The following is a 15,111-nucleotide window of genomic DNA, read 5'->3' on the forward strand; positions in this document are numbered from 1 at the left end:
TGCGGCGGCAAAGAAAGTAAGTGCCGCCCCGCACAGGGGCAACGCTAATAGACCAATAACAGATCAAGGAAAGGCCAAAGCCCCAGGAACACTGACAAAAGCGCCGCGTAGGCAAAAAAATCAAACCTTGTAGCCAACCCGAACCCCACCCCAATGCCGCCCGGCCACAAACACGGGCGCCGACGCATCTTTCATCAAAACAAACTGCCCACCGCCCATATCGCGCCGATACGTTTGCAGCAAAAATTTCTTAACATGCGAAGCAGCCGCAATCCCAGTCCGATCATCGAACATCCGCCGATTCCGGCAATTCGCCATATTCCAGACCACATCATCGCGCTGCGGCAAAGAAAACTTCAGATTATGAGTAGGCAGATACCCACGCACATCGACAGCAGCACAAAACGCCACGCGTGGATCCAACCCGAGTAGCGGCTCCTGAATAGCCGGCAAAACCCGATCGGTAAACGCAGTAAACCGCGTAATGAACTGAGCCGGATTGCTCCCGGCAACAGGCACGTAGTGCTGATCGAACAGATCCTCAATCGACACTTCTCCCCGCGCAACAGCCGCTTCGAATACCTTGCTCACCTCGGCCGCGGCCCGCTGCACGGCTTCGATAAACCGCGTATCCGTCGTCTCAACTCCCGTCGCCGCGGTCAGTTCGATCAACGTCTCGGACACGCTGAGCAGATTCCCCAGCCGGTCCTTCGCCTGGACGAAGTTCTCGCTCGAATCTTCGACGCCGCTCGCCATCTCCAGAACCTGCGCCTCGAGCCCATTGCATTGCGTTTCAATCTCGCCGGTCAACGTGGCGATCTGTCCAGCCTCGTCGTTGAGCTGCGTAATCGCATCGCCCGTCGCATGGACGACGTCGCCGATCTTGCGAGTGCCTTCACGTACCCGATGAGCGCGCGCCGTGTTCACCGAGCCCTCGCTGATCAACTGCTCGGTCTGCTGGGTGAGTTGCGCGAGCGTCGTCTCGATCTGGCCGGTCGCCTGTGCGGTCTTCGCCGAGAGGTTCTTCACCTCGGCGGCCACGACCGCGAAACTCTTGCCGGAGTCGCCGGCGCGCGCGGCCTCAATTGCGGCATTCAGCGCCAGCAAATGCGTCTGGCGGGCGATCAGCGAAATCTCCTCGGAGACGCGGCTCACATGGGCCAATGCGCTGCGCAGCGCGCCAATCTGGCTCTCGATCACCGTTACGCCCTCCACCAGCCCGTGGATATCGGCGAGCGACGCCTCGAGCGTCTGTTGCGACGCTTGTACGCCCGTTGCGGCTTCGGCCGACACGTTGCGCATTTCGCGCGCAGCGGCGGCGATGCGGTGGTTGCCCGCCAGCGTGACGGCAGCAGATTCGCGCAGCGCGCGGCATACCTGTGCCTGGCGCTGCACGCGCGCAGCCACTTCTTCGACGTGGCCCGATACGTCGCAGATTTCTATGCCCAGTTTGCCGGCGTGGGCGGCAATGTCGCCGACCACGGTCTGCGAATGGGCAGCCCGGCGGAAGCTGAAGCGCGTCATGGTCGTGTTCTCCTTGATGGCGCGGTTTGCTGAGTCGATTCGCGCGCTCATCCAGCCCGGATGCCGCGTCTTCCCGAGGTATTGACGGCAAACTTTCAAACAACTTGATACGGGGTATCCCGCGGTCGTTATGATGTGGGCTCCGGCAGGGCGCTGGCACGGCCCGGTGCGCAGCACGCGTGCGACGGCCCGGCCTGACAGAGGCCTGGCCCCGCAAGTGGCTGTGCCTGCCATTTCTCACAGCCCTTCCACTCACCAGCGGACCATGATCGACTCCTTCGCACGCGTCTCAGGCTGGCAGCAGCTTTACCACCTGTGGGAGCTGATCGTGATGCTCTGCAAGTTTCTTTGGGGACTGTTGCGGCTGCTCGGAGGTGGTTGAGAGCGCAACGTCGGGTTTCGGCGATGCGTCAACAGCGCGGCGATGCGCGCTGGCTGCGGATCGGTGAATGCGTGAATCGGCGGGAGCGCCAGACGATGCGGCGATACGACCGCCGCATCGTGCGGGCAGGAAGGGTCAGACCGGCGCGCTGCGCACGCCTTCAACTGCCGGAGCAGTGGCGCCGCTCGTGCCGAGAAACGCGCGCAGATCGGTCATTACGCGCTCAGGGGCTTCTTCCATCGGAATGTGGCCGAGTCCCGGGTACATCACCGATTTCGCGCCTGGAATGCGGCTTGAAAATTCGGCCGCGTGCGCAGGCGGAATCCAGCGATCCTTTGCCCCCCACAGTACCAGCGACGGCACCTTCAGCGTCTTCAGCACGTCGGTATCGACGTCCTTGAAGTCGAGCGTCGGCACCATCTTGCCGATCGCCGTGCGCGTGCCTTCGCCGTGGAAGAACTCGACGTAACGCCGCAGTGTCACCGCATCGATCTTGCGCGGATCACCATACACGTTGCGCACCGCGCTCTTGATAATGACTTCCGGCAGCCACCACGGCGAACTGACCCGCACCAGCGCGCTATTGAAGAGGCCGATGTAAATCGGCAGCTTCATCGGGAAACCGGCCGAGTCGATCAGGACGAGTTTTTCAACGGCATCGCGATGGCGCACTGCGTAATCCCACGAAATCAGGCCGCCGAGCGAGTTGCCGATCAGCGTCGCGCGCGAGATGCCGAGTGCCTGCATGAAGGTGTCAATAAATCGCCGGTAGGTCGGCAGATTCATCGTTTCGATTTCGCCGGCGTTCGTGCGCAGCGGTCCGGTTACGCCAAACGGCGGCAGATCGAGACGGATCACGCGATGCTCGTGCTTGAGTTCGTCGGCGACGCGATTCCACGTGTGCAACGAAGACGCGAAGCCGTGAATCATCACGATCGTGTCGCCGCTGCCTTCGTCGACGTAGTGCACGTCGGCACCCATGATCTTGACGAACTTGGAGCCGCTTTGCGTGTAGCGCCGTTGCAATTCGGTGCGCGGTACGCTGGTGATGCCGAGGCGCGCGGCGAGCGAGCGGGGGCGCAGCGGCGCGGTGGGTGCGGGCGTTGCGGATTCGATGCTTGCCATGGTTGTTGTCTCCCTTTAGTTTGAATTCGAACGCCTCCGCCTCCACGTCGCGAGCAGCCCTCAGCCGCCGCATGCCACATCAACGCGCGAAGCGATAATCCTGCGGCCGCACGCGCCGCGTGCGTTTGCGAAAGCTGAATGTGAAGCCCGGCCACAGCGCGGTGACCTTGCCGCTTTTCGTCTGATACCAGCTATGGCAGCCGCTGACCCATACGGAGTGCTGCATCTCCTTCTGCAGACGCGCATTGAAATCGCGCTGCACGTCGGGCAGCAGCGTCATCGTGCGTGCCTTGCGTCGGCGCAATACGCGCAGGCAATCAGCGATGTACTGCACTTGCGACTCGATCATGTAGATCATCGAGTTGTGGCCGAGCCCGGTGTTCGGGCCGACGATCATGAAGAAGTTCGGGAAGTTGGCGATGCTGGTGCCGAGGTAGGCCTCCGGTCCATCGCGCAGCCACATCGCGCCGAGGTCGGCGCCCTCGAGACCGGTCACCTCGAACGGTGCGCCCACGTCGTTGACCTGGAAGCCCGTGCCGCAGATGATCGCGTCGGCCTGGTGATGCGCGCCGTCTTCAGTGACGATGCCATCGGCGACGATTTCGCGGATACCGGTCGTCACCACGTCGACGTTGGGCTGGCTGAGCGCGGGATAGTAATCGCTCGACAGCAGCACGCGTTTGCAGCCAAGCCGGTAGTTCGGCGTCAGCTTCGCGCGCAGCGCCGGGTCCTTGACGCGCCGTTCCAGGTAGCTCAAGCCGAACTTCATCGGCAGCTTCATCAGTTTCGGATTGACGACGAACGCAATCGCGCGCGATTCGAGCTGCCAGTAGATCGCGTTGCGCACAAAGCGCTGCGTGAACGGCAGATGGCGGAACAGCCAATGCGTGCGCGGGCCGACCGGCTTGTTGGGCTTGGGCATGATCCACGGTGCGGTGCGCTGGAACAGTTCGAGTTGCGCGACACGTGGCTGGATCTGCGGCACGAACTGGATCGCGCTGGCGCCGGTGCCGATCACGGCCACGCGCTTGCCTTCGAGCGGATAGTCGTGGTCCCAGCGCGCGGAATGAAACAGCTTGCCTTCAAAGCGCTCGAGCCCGGCGATCTGCGGCATAGCCGGCCGCGATAGGGGACCGCTCGCGGCGATCACGACGTCGACCTCGATGCTGTCGCGCGTACCGTTCGAATCGATCTCGACCTGCCATGTCCGCCGCGCTTCGTCGAAACGCGCCGAGGCCACGCGCGCATTGCAACGCACGTAACGATCGACGCCGTATTTGCGCGCGCAATGCTTGAGGTAAGCGAAGATCTCCGCCTGGCTGCCGAACGCACGCGACCACGCCGGATTCGGCTCGAACGAAAACGAATACAGATGCGACGGCACATCGCAGGCCGCGCCCGGATAGGTGTTGTCGCGCCACGTGCCGCCAACATCGCCGGCCGCCTCGTAAATCGTGAACGACGTGATGCCCATCTGTTGAAGGCGGATCGCCATGCCGATGCCCGCAAACCCGCTGCCGACAATAGCGATGCGTGGCGTGGCGGGTTGGGCAACAGAAGCAGGCGTCACGGCGGGTCTCCGGAGGTGGGCAAAATTCGGGTGTCTACATATGTCTACAGCTGTATAACGCGCAGGGTAGACAACTGTACACTTCGCGTCAAGATCGTTTAGAGTACGACTATTAAACGCGCGAGCCGCGCCCTGACTGAAAGCTCATGAAATCCTCACCCGAAGCGGCGCTCGCCGCCGACCATGGCGCCGTTGCCGGACAGGACCTTCCGCCCGGCAAGCGCAAGCTGATCGAAGCCGCGTTGCGTCTGACCGCGGGTGGGCGCAGCTTTGCAAGCCTGGGTCTGCGCGAACTGGCGCGCGAGGCGGGGTTGAATCCCAACACGTTCTACCGCCATTTCGACACGCTCGACGACCTGGCGCGCGAGGCGGTTGAATCGGTGAGCCGCCGCTTGCGGCCGATGCTGCGGCGCGAGCGTTGGCTGGCGGCGCACGATGAGCCGCAGAGCGTGCCGCGTCGCGCGTGCATGGCGTTCTTCGCGTTCGCGTTGGAGAATCGCGAGGCGTTTCTGAGCGCGCTGGCCGAGTATCACGGCACGTCGCGGGCGCTGCGTGAAGCGGTGCGGGCCAACCTCCACGAGGTGTCGGCGGAAATGGCGGACGACGTCGTGCAACTGGAACTGATGCCGACGCTTGCCCGCGCAACTGTCGACGAAGTCTGCACGCAGATCGTGCTGCAGCTGTTTCATCTTTCGGCGGAGTACATCGACGGGAATGCCGCCCGCCGGGACGCGCTGGTCGCGTATGCGGAGCGTTTCATCGTCCGGCTGTTCGCAGGTTCGATGCTGCTGGCGCAGCATGAGCCGGTCAGGGCGCCCGCATGAATGAAGGGAATCGACATAAAAAAACAGGCTCCGTACGGAGCCTGTTTTCATTGCAGCCTGATCGCTTGGCGTTTGACTGACTGCATCTCACGCAGCGCGGTGTTTCTCAGGTATCGCTCCAGCCGCCGGAATCGTCGTTGCTGCCCATGTCGACACCACCGCCGTTGTTGTCGTTCCAGTCGTTCGAACCCTGGCCGAAGTCGAGACCGCCGCCATTGCCACCGTCACCGCCGCGGCGACGCGTTTCGTCATCGACAATCACGTCGCGCTCCACAACGCGTTCACGCCCGGAATTCAGCGCCTCGCCAAGCAACACGCCGGTCAGCAGACCGCCCATGCCGCCGCCGAAACCGCCACCACCTTGTTGCACGATGACCTGCGGCTGCTGCTGATACGGTCCTTGCTGCGGGTATGGCTGCGGCGGGTTGCCGAAACGCTCGGCTTCCTGCGCATACGGCGACTGCTGCGTGCCGGCGGCCGGTGCGGCATACGGATCGGGGCGCCCCTCGGCGCGAGCGCGCAGGCTGCCGATACGCTGCTCCAGTTCGTCGAGCTGATACGGCGGCACCGGATTCTTGCTGTTCGACAGCGTTTCGACGAGACCGCGCAACTGGTCTTCGGTCGATTCGACTTCCTTCTCCAGCGCCTCATGACCTTGCACGGTGGAGAGCTTCACGTCGAGCTTCAACGAGCGCACGGCGTTGAGCATTTCGGTTGCGCGCTTGAGCTGCACGCGACGATCGTCGTCGGCGCGCGAATCGTCTTGCGTGCGGGCGCGGCGCAAGGTCCAGCGCAACACCAGCGCGATCACGCCGATCAGGAGAATGATGCCGAGCCACATGCCGATGCCGGGACCATGCCGTTGCGGCGCTTGTTGCACCATCGCCGATTGCTGTTGCACGGCCGGCGAATTCTGCTGGACGAACGGGTTGGCCGCGCGGCTCGTGGTGTTGCCGCCGGCGCCGCCGGCACGTTCCGCGTCCTTGCGGATACGCGCTTCGGTTTGCGCGAAACGGGTCGGGTCGGTGAAGCGGATTTGCGGATCGAGCGTCTTGGCCTGTTGGATCTGGGCGAGGGCGTCGCCGTAACGGCCTTCGCGATCAAGCACCTGGCCGTACAGGTAGCGCGCGCGGGCATTGTTCGGATGCGCCTGCAGCACTTCGCTCAAACCGGCATCGGCCTGCTGCCAGTTGCCTTGCGACATGGCGGATTCGATCTGCTGGACCGTCGGCACGGCGAACGCCGCAGCCGACACGAACAGCAGTGAGGCGAATACGCTTGCGAGAAATTTTTTCATTTACGGACCGGGTGCGATGCACCCGTCTCCTTCAGTCGATTCCGGCGGCGCTCGTAACGGCCGCCGGTATGCACTGCTGACGCAATTACTGAGCCGGCGTGTTGATCTGCTTCTTCAATGCTTCGAGACGATCTTCGACGGACGGGCCGCGGTTCAGGTCCGCGAGCTTGTCGTCGAGCGCCTTGCCGGTCTTCACGTCGGCAGAATTCAGGCGCGCGTCGGAACGGGCATTCGACAACGCAACCTTGTCTTCCAGCTTCTGGAAATCCTCGGACAGATTCTTGCCGCCGATACCGCCCAACGCAGTAGCGGCAACATCTTTGGCCTGAGCGATCTGCTGCTTGGCTTGCAGAATGTTCGAGCGCGCGTTCAGGTCGTTACGACGGCCACGCATGTCGTCAATCTGACTCTTCAACTGCGCAACCGACGGCTCCAGTGTGGTCAATTCCTTGGCCAGCGCATCGCGTTCAGCTTCGGCCGTGGCTTGCGCGCCCAGGGCTTCGCGTGCGAGCGTTTCGTCGCCCGATTGCAGCGCGCGCTTCGCGCCGTCTTCGTACTTCTTCGCCTTGTCGGCGGCGACATCGCGCTTGCTTTGCTGCGTGGCGACCTGTGCCTGAATCTCGATCAGCGAGTTCTCGGCTTTAGCGATGCTCTCGTCGAGTTCGCGCACAATCTGGCGCGAATCGCGCGACGGGTCCTGCACGGAATCGGCTGCGTCGTTCAGGAGACCTTTAAGCGTGCGCGAAATGCTGTCAAAAAGCGACATGAAAACCTCCAAAGAATGAAATCGGCGCTGAATAATTCCCACGCGCTTTAACTGCTTTCAAATGCTACTTTACGCCGCTGCGCGAGAAGCTGCGCAACGTTCGGACCGGAGTTCGGGGCACACTCGCCAATTGCAATAGCGGCGCCACAAATTTACGTTTTGAAAACAAATGGCCAACGGCCTCAGTGGTTAAAACGTGGGTTGGCTTATTCAGCCGTTCGCGGATATTACACCACGCATTCTCTTAAAACCGCCTTAAAGGGCGCGATGACATAATCGCTAACTTTGTGCGCTGCGAGCACCCGTTCGACGGGCATCTGCGCGGCGCGCATCGACATGGCGAGTGTCCGCGCGGCGGGTGTCGCGGATGTGAACAGCGTCGTGTGTGGACGGCGTGCTTGCGTTTCAACACCGCTTCAACTGCGCTTCGATGCGCGTTGGGTTAGGGCGCTTGACCGTGACACTTCCGATTCAGGCGAAGCGGCCGCCTTCCGTGCTCGGATCGCTTTGCGGATCGTCTTCGTCGCGCTTCGCGTCGAGGCGCGGGCGTTTAAGCACGTTGCGCAAAGGCGTATCCACGTCGTTGGGTTTCTGCGCCGAACCGGCAATGGACGCCGCTTCGGCAGCGGCGACGCGCGCCACGGCTTCGGCTGCCGCAGCCGCTTCCAGTTCCTCGGCGGTGGCGGTGAGGGCGGCCAATACGCCGGCCGGCAGCAACGGCGCCGGGCCTGCGCCGGCGGCCGTGCCCAACAATTCATCCGCGTTCGATGCGGCCGCGCTTTCCGCCGGCGCAGCGGATTCGTTGTCACCGTGAGTCTGCAAGGCCTCCGGGAGCGCCGCCCGTGCGTTGCGCGTGCCGCGCGCGACCCGCTGCAACGCGGCGTCGAGCGCGTCCGGTGCGCGCGGCGCGCGCAGCCGGTCGACAATGCTGGCCGCTTTCACCTGTTCGCTGGTCGCGCCGAAGCTCAACACCGCGCGGCGCATCAGTTCGCTGACGCTAATGCCCAGATTTTCGGCGGTGGCGGCGATCGCGCGTTTCTGCGCGGTCGTGACGAATACGACGATGCGTTCGCTGGGCTTGTTCATGGTCGGCTCGCATACTTGTTGGCATTGGCGAATCAAGGCGTGAATCTGGCGTACGCCGTCGCGCGTGTCGGTTACGACTTCCGCGCCGAGTCCATCATATGACGAGTTGCACCGATGCGGAACGGGCGTGACATGAAAATCCCGTGACATCAACGGCTTGTAGCGTTTGCGGCGGGCTTGTCCACAGGCCTTTCAACATTTTCTGTTGATAACCCTGGCAGGCGGCGCGGAGCACTTGCGCGACTGCCGTGATCTACCTGTATAACGAAGCACGAAGGGAATTCTTACAAAAAAACTGTCTTGGACGGCGCTTGATTTCTTTAAAATGCGCTGTTACGTTGCGCCGGACGCTGTCACAGGCGTGCCGTGCGGTCGCCCGGGGGCATAGGGCCGCGCGGTGTTTTGCGCCTCACGCGTTCAGTTGCACGCCCACTATTCCAGTCATGCCAATCATCAAACGACCGCATTCTTCAAATTCTCCGGCTGGTGAAGACCGGGACGCCTACCACCGTACCCCAGGACGTAACGCTGCTTCGCGCGACGCCGAGCCTGGCCGCCGTTCGATTGGCGCGAGCATCACCATCTGGTTTGTCAGTCTGCTGGCAACCATCGCCGTGGTGGGTGCGCTGATCGTCGGTTACGCGCTCGTGGTGATGGGGCCACAACTGCCGTCGCTCGACGCGCTGACCGACTATCGCCCGAAAGTGCCGCTGCGCGTCTACACCGCGGATCACGTGCTGATCGGCGAGTTCGGCGAAGAGCGGCGCAGCATCGTGCGCTTCCAGGACATTCCGGACCAGATGAAGAAGGCGGTGCTCGCGATCGAAGACTATCGTTTCTACGAGCACGGCGGCGTCGACTTCGTGGGCATTCTGCGCGCGGGCATTTCCGACATCACGCACGGCGGCGCCTCGCAGGGTGCGAGCACGATCACGATGCAGGTGGCGCGCAACTTCTTCCTCTCGAGCGAGAAGACCTACACGCGCAAGATCTACGAAATGATGCTGGCGTACAAGATCGAGCGCGCGCTGACCAAGGATCAGATCCTCGAGGTCTACATGAACCAGATTTATCTGGGCGAGCGCTCGTACGGTTTTGCCGCGGCCGCGCGCGTGTACTTCGGCAAGGATCTGAAAGACATCACGCTGGCTGAAGCCGCGATGCTGGCCGGCTTGCCGAAGGCGCCTTCCGCGTATAACCCGGTGGTCAATCCGAAGCGCGCGAAGATCCGTCAGGAATACATTCTGAAGCGCATGCTCGAGCTGAAATACATCAGTCAGGATCAGTACGACCAGGCCGTCAAGGAAGAGATTCACACCAAGAATCCGGGCAACGAATACAGCGTGCACGCTGAGTACATCGCCGAAATGGTTCGTCAGATGATGTACGCGCAGTACAAGGACGAAACCTATACGCGCGGCCTGAACGTCACCACCACGATCGATTCCGCCGACCAGGACGCCGCCTATCGCGCGGTGCGCAAGGGCGTGATGGATTACGAGCGGCGCCACGGCTACCGCGGACCGGAAGGCTTCGTGCAACTGCCCGCACCGGGCGACGACCGCGATCAGACCATCGACGACGCGCTCACCGATCACCCCGACAATGGCGAAATCATCGCCGCCGTGGTGACGGACGCAAATCCGAAGCAGGTGAAGGCGCAACTGGTCGACGGCACCGAAGTGACGATCAGCGGCGACGGCCTGCGCTTTGCAGCCGGTGCGCTCTCCGCGCGCGCGGCGGCTGCCACGAAGATCAAGCCGGGTTCGATCGTGCGCCTCGTTGCCGACGACAAGGGCAACTGGCAGATCACGCAGCTGCCGCAAGTGGAAGGCGCGCTGGTTTCGCTCACACCGCAGGACGGTGCGATTCGCGCGCTGGTGGGCGGCTTCGACTTCAACAAGAACAAGTTCAACCACGTCACGCAGGCGTGGCGTCAGCCGGGTTCGAGCTTCAAGCCGTTCATCTATTCGGCAGCGCTCGACAAGGGTCTCGGACCGGCTACGATCATTAACGACGCGCCGCTGTACTTCCCGCCGAGCACGCCGGGCGGTGACGCGTGGGAACCGAAGGACGACGACCAGCCGGACGGTCCGATGCCAATGCGCCTCGCGCTGCAGAAATCGAAGAACCTGGTGTCGATCCGTATCCTGTCGTTCATCGGCACCAAGTACGCACAAGATTTTGTCACGCAGCGTTTTGGTTTCGACGCCGACAAGACCCCGCCGTATCTGCCGATGGCGCTCGGCGCCGGCCTCGTCACACCGCTGCAATCGGCGGGCGCTTACTCGGTGTTCGCGAACGGTGGCTACCGTATCAATCCGTATCTGATCAACGAGGTGACGGATGCTCGCGGCGTACCGCTTTCGAAGGCGCAGCCGTTGACCGCAGGGCAGGATGCGCCGCGCACGCTCGAGCCGCGTAACGCATACATCATGAACAGCCTGCTGCATTCGGTGGCCACGGCCGGCACGGGTGCGGGCACCAACGCGCTGCATCGTTCGGACCTGCAGGGCAAGACGGGTACGACCAACGACGCCAAGGACGGCTGGTTCGCCGGTTATCAGCAATCGCTGGTGGCCGTGGCGTGGATGGGTTACGACCAGCCGAAGAGTCTCGGCAGCCGCGAGTTCGGTGCGCAGCTCGCGTTGCCGATCTGGGTCGAGTACATGCAGCGCGCGCTGCGTGGCGTGCCGCAAAGCGAGCCGGCGCAGCCGGACGGCGTGACCGCGGTCGACGGCGAACTGTTCTATACGGACATGACGCCGGGCAATGGTTTCGTGGCCAGCATCGGTCTGGATTCGGCGAATCCGACCGCCGGTGTGAGCGACGCGGTGGGCGGCGTAGGGCCGGCGGGTATGACGCCACCGGCGGTGCCGCCGCCGAACGTCTCGTCGAATGAGAAGAAGCAGATCATGGATTTGTTCGAGACGAACAAGCCTTGATGTCTGCCAGCGCTCCAAAGGGGACCTCCTTCGGGGTTCGCTTAGGGGCGTAGCGAGTGTGCGGCTTGCCTGTGGCCGCACGCGCAAGTTTTTGAAAGGGCGGGGGAAACCACGCGCTGACGCGGATTTCTATCGCGCTACGCGGGCCTCGCCGAGCAGATTTTGTGCCCGCCTTCTGCAGTGTGTTTTAATCACGCCTGCGGTGCTTTTTTATTGGGTCCTATACGGACGCTCGATTCCTAAGCGGTTTCGGCCTCCACCACTGCTGCGTCTCGCCGCGAGCGAGGCGCACGTCTTCGAAAGTCCCGCCGCGCAAGACCCGTTTGACGCGCGCGCATGCCACTTCGTCTGTGGGCAACTGTCAGGTTGCCGCGGCCGGCGTGTTTGTCATACAGCATCCACCGGGTCGTTGCCTCGTGAAAAGTCGAATACTCATCTGTCTGATGACAGGTCTGCTGCGCGCGTTTGCTTTCCTGCCATACGGCGTTGTCGCGCGCATCGGCACCGGCATCGGTGCGTTGCTGTACCGGATTCCCAGCGCGCGCCGGCGCGTCGTGCATACCAATCTGAAACTGTGCTTTCCCGACATGAGCGACGACGCACGCGAGCGTCTCGCGCGTGCGCATTTCTGTCATGTGATCCGTAGTTATGTCGAGCGCGGTCCCCAATGGTTCGGCAACGCGCAGGCGTTGGCGCGCCTGGTCGAAGTGGAGAGCGCGATCGATCTGACCGATATGGAGGGGCAGCCGACGATTTTTGTCGGCTTCCATTTTGTCGGTATCGAGGCGGGGTGCATGATGTATTCGACGCGGCATCCCGTTGCGTCTTTGTACACGCCGATGTCGAATTTGTTGCTTGATGCGATGGCTAAGCGGCAGCGTGGGCGTTTTGGTACGGAGATGATTCCGCGTAGCGATAGCGTGCGGCGCGCGTTGCGGGTTCTGCGGGATGGCAAGCCTGTCATGCTGGCTGCTGATATGGATTTTGGGTTGCGGGATTCGGTGTTTGTGCCGTTTTTTGGTGTGCCTGCTTGTACGCTTACTTCCGTTTCGCGCATGGCTAAGGCTGGGAATGCTCGGGTTGTGCCGTTTGTGACTGAAGTCTTGCCCGACTATCGGGGCTATAAGTTGACTATCTTCGAAGCGTTAAAGGATTTTCCTTCGGAGGATGTTGCTGTTGATGCTCGGCGGATCACGGAGTTTCTTGAGACGCAGGTGCGTCGGATTCCTGATCAGTATTATTGGGTGCATAAGAGGTTTAAGCATCGGCCTGCTGGGGAGGCTGGGGTTTACTGAATTTTTGCCTTTGCGGCGCTTTTGTCCGTGTTCCTGGGGCTTTGGCCTTTCCTTGTTTTGTTAGTGGTCTATTAGCGTTGCCCCTGTGCGGGGCGGCACCTACTTTTCTTTGCCGGCTGCAAAGAAAAGTAGGCAAAAGAAAGCAGCTCAAACCGCTAATGCTAAGTGGGCACCGTAGCTTGCAACGGGTAGTGGTGCATCTGGAATCTGGGTTCGTGCCCCTGCACGTGCTTGTGACAAGGGAGTCATACTTCCGGCGGCGCTACGCGCGCCGAAGAGTCATTCCTAAAACCATGCGCTGGTTGGACGGCGTTCCAAAGATCTACGTTTGATTTCGTTGCGCGCTCAAGCACTTACGCCGGATGTCCCGATGTTATCAACATGCCTTTCAACAAAATCTGTGGATAAGGCGGCTCTTCGCAATACGGCCCGGCGTCGCGCCCGCGTAGTCGATTATCCTCTGCATCAGCCCGCACCCCACGCAACAAACCGATCTGCATCAAGCACTTAAGCGCGTAGCCCCGTAGTTATCAACAGCCCTGTCAACATAAACTGGGGATAACGTTTTGGCATGGTGAGGCATCCCAACGGCTTTAACCAAAGTCAAGAGGCACGTTCAGCATCCCCTGGTTCATTCCGCACCGTGACCAAAAATCACAGCGCGTTCAACGCGTTAGCCCGCTTGTCAGATAGTTTTCAACAGCCTCTTCAACATAAACTGGGGATAAGTCCCCAGCCATAACTACGGAATCCCAGGTTTAGTTCGAGGCGCCCACGTTGGCCGTAGGAACCCCCGGCGTCGCCGAGGCCGTCGTAGATGCAGACGCTGCGGATGCAGACCGCTCCACCTCCAATGGTGGATTCCCCATCGCCTGGAACAGGGCTGCCGTGTCCGTTAGCCGTGCGCTGGTGTAGCGGATCTCGTCGAGCTGCGCGTTGCGGAACTGTTGCTCGCTCGAGCGCGTCGATGCGATCGGTAACGCGCCCAGTCGGTAGCGTCCCGACGTTTCGTCGAAAATCCCTTGCGCGGAGCGCGCTGCAATGTTCGCGGCGTCGAGCGCTTGCGCGTCGTGCTGAAGTGCTGCGAGGGTGTCGGCGACGTTCTGGAATGCGGTCAGTACGGTCTGCTTATATTGCGAAACCGTGGCGTCGTACGTGTCGACGGCCGCGCGGCGCTGTGCGAACAAGGCGCCGCCATGGAACAGCGGTTGTGACAAAGACGCGCCAATGCTCCATATCGCCCCCGCGCCGGATAGCGCCACCGGCCAGCTAAAGCCGCCTTGTCCCATCGATGCACTCAGCGAGAGACTCGGGAACATCTGCGCCGTCGCCACGCCGACGTCGGCCGCCGCGGCCTTCAGGGCGGCGTCCGCAGCCTGGATGTCGGGGCGGGTGCGCAGCAGCTCGGATGGCACTACGACAGGCACCTGTTCAGGCACGTGTAGTTGCGCAAGCTCGAGGTCGTCCGGGGCGGCGTCCGGTGTGCGGCCGAGTAGGACGGCCAAGGCATGACGCGTCGTCAGCCATTGTTGTTTCAAGCCTGGCAAGCTCGCTGACAGACTCGCCGCGCTTTGTTGTGCGCTCAACTGGTCGGCGTGTGAGACCGCGCCCAATACGTAGCGCCGTTGTGTGTCGCGCGCCTGATCGTTGGCAAGCGTCACGAGGCGCTCGGTCGTGTCGATCTGCGCGCGCAATGCGGCGCTCGTGATCGCGGCCGTTACGATGTTGGCGGCCAGTGCGCGGCGTGCGGCGTCGAACTGATAGGCCTGTACGTTGACGCGGGCGGCGAGGGCGGCGTCGGCGAGACGTGCGGCGCCGAACAGGTCGAACGTGTAGTGCGCCTGCAATTGGCCGACGAAGATGTTGTACAGGAACGTATTCGGACCTGCCTCGGGGATCGCCAGCGCGCGGTTGCGGGTGGCCTGGCCGCCCAGGTCGATGGTCGGCAGCATCGAGCTGCCGATCTGCGCGCGCAGTTGCTCGCGCGCGGCAGCGAGGTTCTTGTCCGTCGCGGCGAGCGTCGGGCTGTTGCGCAAGCCTTCGTCGACCAGCGCGTTCAGCGCCTCCGATTGATACAGCTTCCACCATTCGGGCACGGGCTTCGCGCCGACCACGAATTGCTGGGTGACGCCTTGTGCCGGCACGGTTTGCGTCGGTTGCACTTCGGCGCCGTAGTGAGCCGGTTGCGGCATGGCAGGCGGCTCGCCGTTCGGGCCGAACGAGCAGGCGGCCAGCGTCAGCGTAGCGCCGGCGAGAAGGGTGAGACGCGCGTGTCGAGGGAATGCAAGGATAGCCAT

The 15,111-nt window shown here is 62.4% G+C and carries 10 protein-coding genes; 3 read left to right on the forward strand and 7 right to left on the reverse strand.

Annotation, left to right across the window (positions count from 1 at the left end; genetic code table 11):
* Positions 1 to 120 precede the first annotated feature (120 nt).
* The 3 genes from M0D68_RS31060 to M0D68_RS31070 form a co-directional block, all read right to left on the reverse strand.
* Positions 121 to 1,524 carry a methyl-accepting chemotaxis protein gene (locus M0D68_RS31060; protein WP_266226273.1) on the reverse strand — a complete coding sequence of 468 codons (1,404 nt, stop codon included), beginning with the start codon at positions 1,522 to 1,524 and terminating at the stop codon, positions 121 to 123.
* A 517-nt stretch (positions 1,525 to 2,041) separates the two neighbouring features.
* Complete coding sequence (locus tag M0D68_RS31065) at positions 2,042 to 3,031, reverse strand: alpha/beta fold hydrolase (protein WP_266226274.1); 990 nt, start codon at positions 3,029 to 3,031, stop codon at positions 2,042 to 2,044.
* Between the two features lie 79 nt (positions 3,032 to 3,110).
* Positions 3,111 to 4,601, reverse strand: a complete 1,491-nt coding sequence (locus tag M0D68_RS31070) for an NAD(P)/FAD-dependent oxidoreductase (protein WP_093645024.1) — start codon at positions 4,599 to 4,601, stop codon at positions 3,111 to 3,113.
* 146 nt (positions 4,602 to 4,747) lie between these two features.
* Between M0D68_RS31070 and M0D68_RS31075 the strand changes: the two genes are divergently transcribed.
* Positions 4,748 to 5,425 carry a TetR family transcriptional regulator gene (locus tag M0D68_RS31075; protein ID WP_200621345.1) on the forward strand — a complete coding sequence of 226 codons (678 nt, stop codon included), beginning with the start codon at positions 4,748 to 4,750 and terminating at the stop codon, positions 5,423 to 5,425.
* A 106-nt stretch (positions 5,426 to 5,531) separates the two neighbouring features.
* On the opposite strand, the gene M0D68_RS31080 is transcribed toward M0D68_RS31075, so the two are convergent.
* The 3 genes from M0D68_RS31080 to M0D68_RS31090 all read right to left on the reverse strand — a co-directional run bounded on the left by M0D68_RS31080 (position 5,532) and on the right by M0D68_RS31090 (position 8,574).
* Positions 5,532 to 6,722: a M48 family metallopeptidase gene (locus M0D68_RS31080; RefSeq protein ID WP_266226275.1), complete on the reverse strand. Its 1,191-nt coding sequence runs from the start codon at positions 6,720 to 6,722 to the stop codon at positions 5,532 to 5,534.
* An 85-nt stretch (positions 6,723 to 6,807) separates the two neighbouring features.
* On the reverse strand, positions 6,808 to 7,488 hold the full coding sequence (locus tag M0D68_RS31085; protein ID WP_093645018.1) for a PspA/IM30 family protein: 681 nt from the start codon (positions 7,486 to 7,488) through the stop codon (positions 6,808 to 6,810).
* 471 nt (positions 7,489 to 7,959) lie between these two features.
* Complete coding sequence (locus M0D68_RS31090; RefSeq protein WP_093645016.1) at positions 7,960 to 8,574, reverse strand: hypothetical protein; 615 nt, start codon at positions 8,572 to 8,574, stop codon at positions 7,960 to 7,962.
* Positions 8,575 to 9,017: 443 nt separating this feature from the next.
* On the opposite strand from M0D68_RS31090, the gene M0D68_RS31095 reads away from it, so the two are divergent.
* Together M0D68_RS31095 and M0D68_RS31100 are read left to right on the forward strand one after the other, a co-directional pair.
* Positions 9,018 to 11,519, forward strand: coding sequence for a penicillin-binding protein 1A (locus M0D68_RS31095; protein ID WP_200621343.1), 2,502 nt, complete (start codon positions 9,018 to 9,020; stop codon positions 11,517 to 11,519).
* A gap of 443 nt (positions 11,520 to 11,962) precedes the next feature.
* Positions 11,963 to 12,814, forward strand: a complete 852-nt coding sequence (locus tag M0D68_RS31100) for a lipid A biosynthesis lauroyl acyltransferase (protein WP_234475406.1) — start codon at positions 11,963 to 11,965, stop codon at positions 12,812 to 12,814.
* A 758-nt stretch (positions 12,815 to 13,572) separates the two neighbouring features.
* Here the strand turns inward: M0D68_RS31100 and M0D68_RS31105 are convergent.
* A complete protein-coding gene (locus M0D68_RS31105; protein ID WP_266226278.1) occupies positions 13,573 to 15,111 on the reverse strand; it encodes an efflux transporter outer membrane subunit in 1,539 nt (512 codons plus the stop codon).

This window comes from Paraburkholderia sp. SEWSISQ10-3 4 (genome assembly GCF_030464785.1).
Taxonomy (GTDB): domain Bacteria; phylum Pseudomonadota; class Gammaproteobacteria; order Burkholderiales; family Burkholderiaceae; genus Paraburkholderia; species Paraburkholderia aspalathi.

Coding starts and splice junctions, on each gene's coding strand:
- M0D68_RS31060 (WP_266226273.1), bottom strand. CDS start 1,524: ATGACGCGCTTCAGCTTCCGCCGGGCTGCCCATTCGCAGACCGTGGTC.
- M0D68_RS31065 (WP_266226274.1), bottom strand. CDS start 3,031: ATGGCAAGCATCGAATCCGCAACGCCCGCACCCACCGCGCCGCTGCGC.
- M0D68_RS31075 (WP_200621345.1), top strand. CDS start 4,748: ATGAAATCCTCACCCGAAGCGGCGCTCGCCGCCGACCATGGCGCCGTT.
- M0D68_RS31080 (WP_266226275.1), bottom strand. CDS start 6,722: ATGAAAAAATTTCTCGCAAGCGTATTCGCCTCACTGCTGTTCGTGTCG.
- M0D68_RS31085 (WP_093645018.1), bottom strand. CDS start 7,488: ATGTCGCTTTTTGACAGCATTTCGCGCACGCTTAAAGGTCTCCTGAAC.
- M0D68_RS31090 (WP_093645016.1), bottom strand. CDS start 8,574: ATGAACAAGCCCAGCGAACGCATCGTCGTATTCGTCACGACCGCGCAG.
- M0D68_RS31095 (WP_200621343.1), top strand. CDS start 9,018: ATGCCAATCATCAAACGACCGCATTCTTCAAATTCTCCGGCTGGTGAA.
- M0D68_RS31100 (WP_234475406.1), top strand. CDS start 11,963: ATGACAGGTCTGCTGCGCGCGTTTGCTTTCCTGCCATACGGCGTTGTC.
- M0D68_RS31105 (WP_266226278.1), bottom strand. CDS start 15,111: ATGGCTATCCTTGCATTCCCTCGACACGCGCGTCTCACCCTTCTCGCC.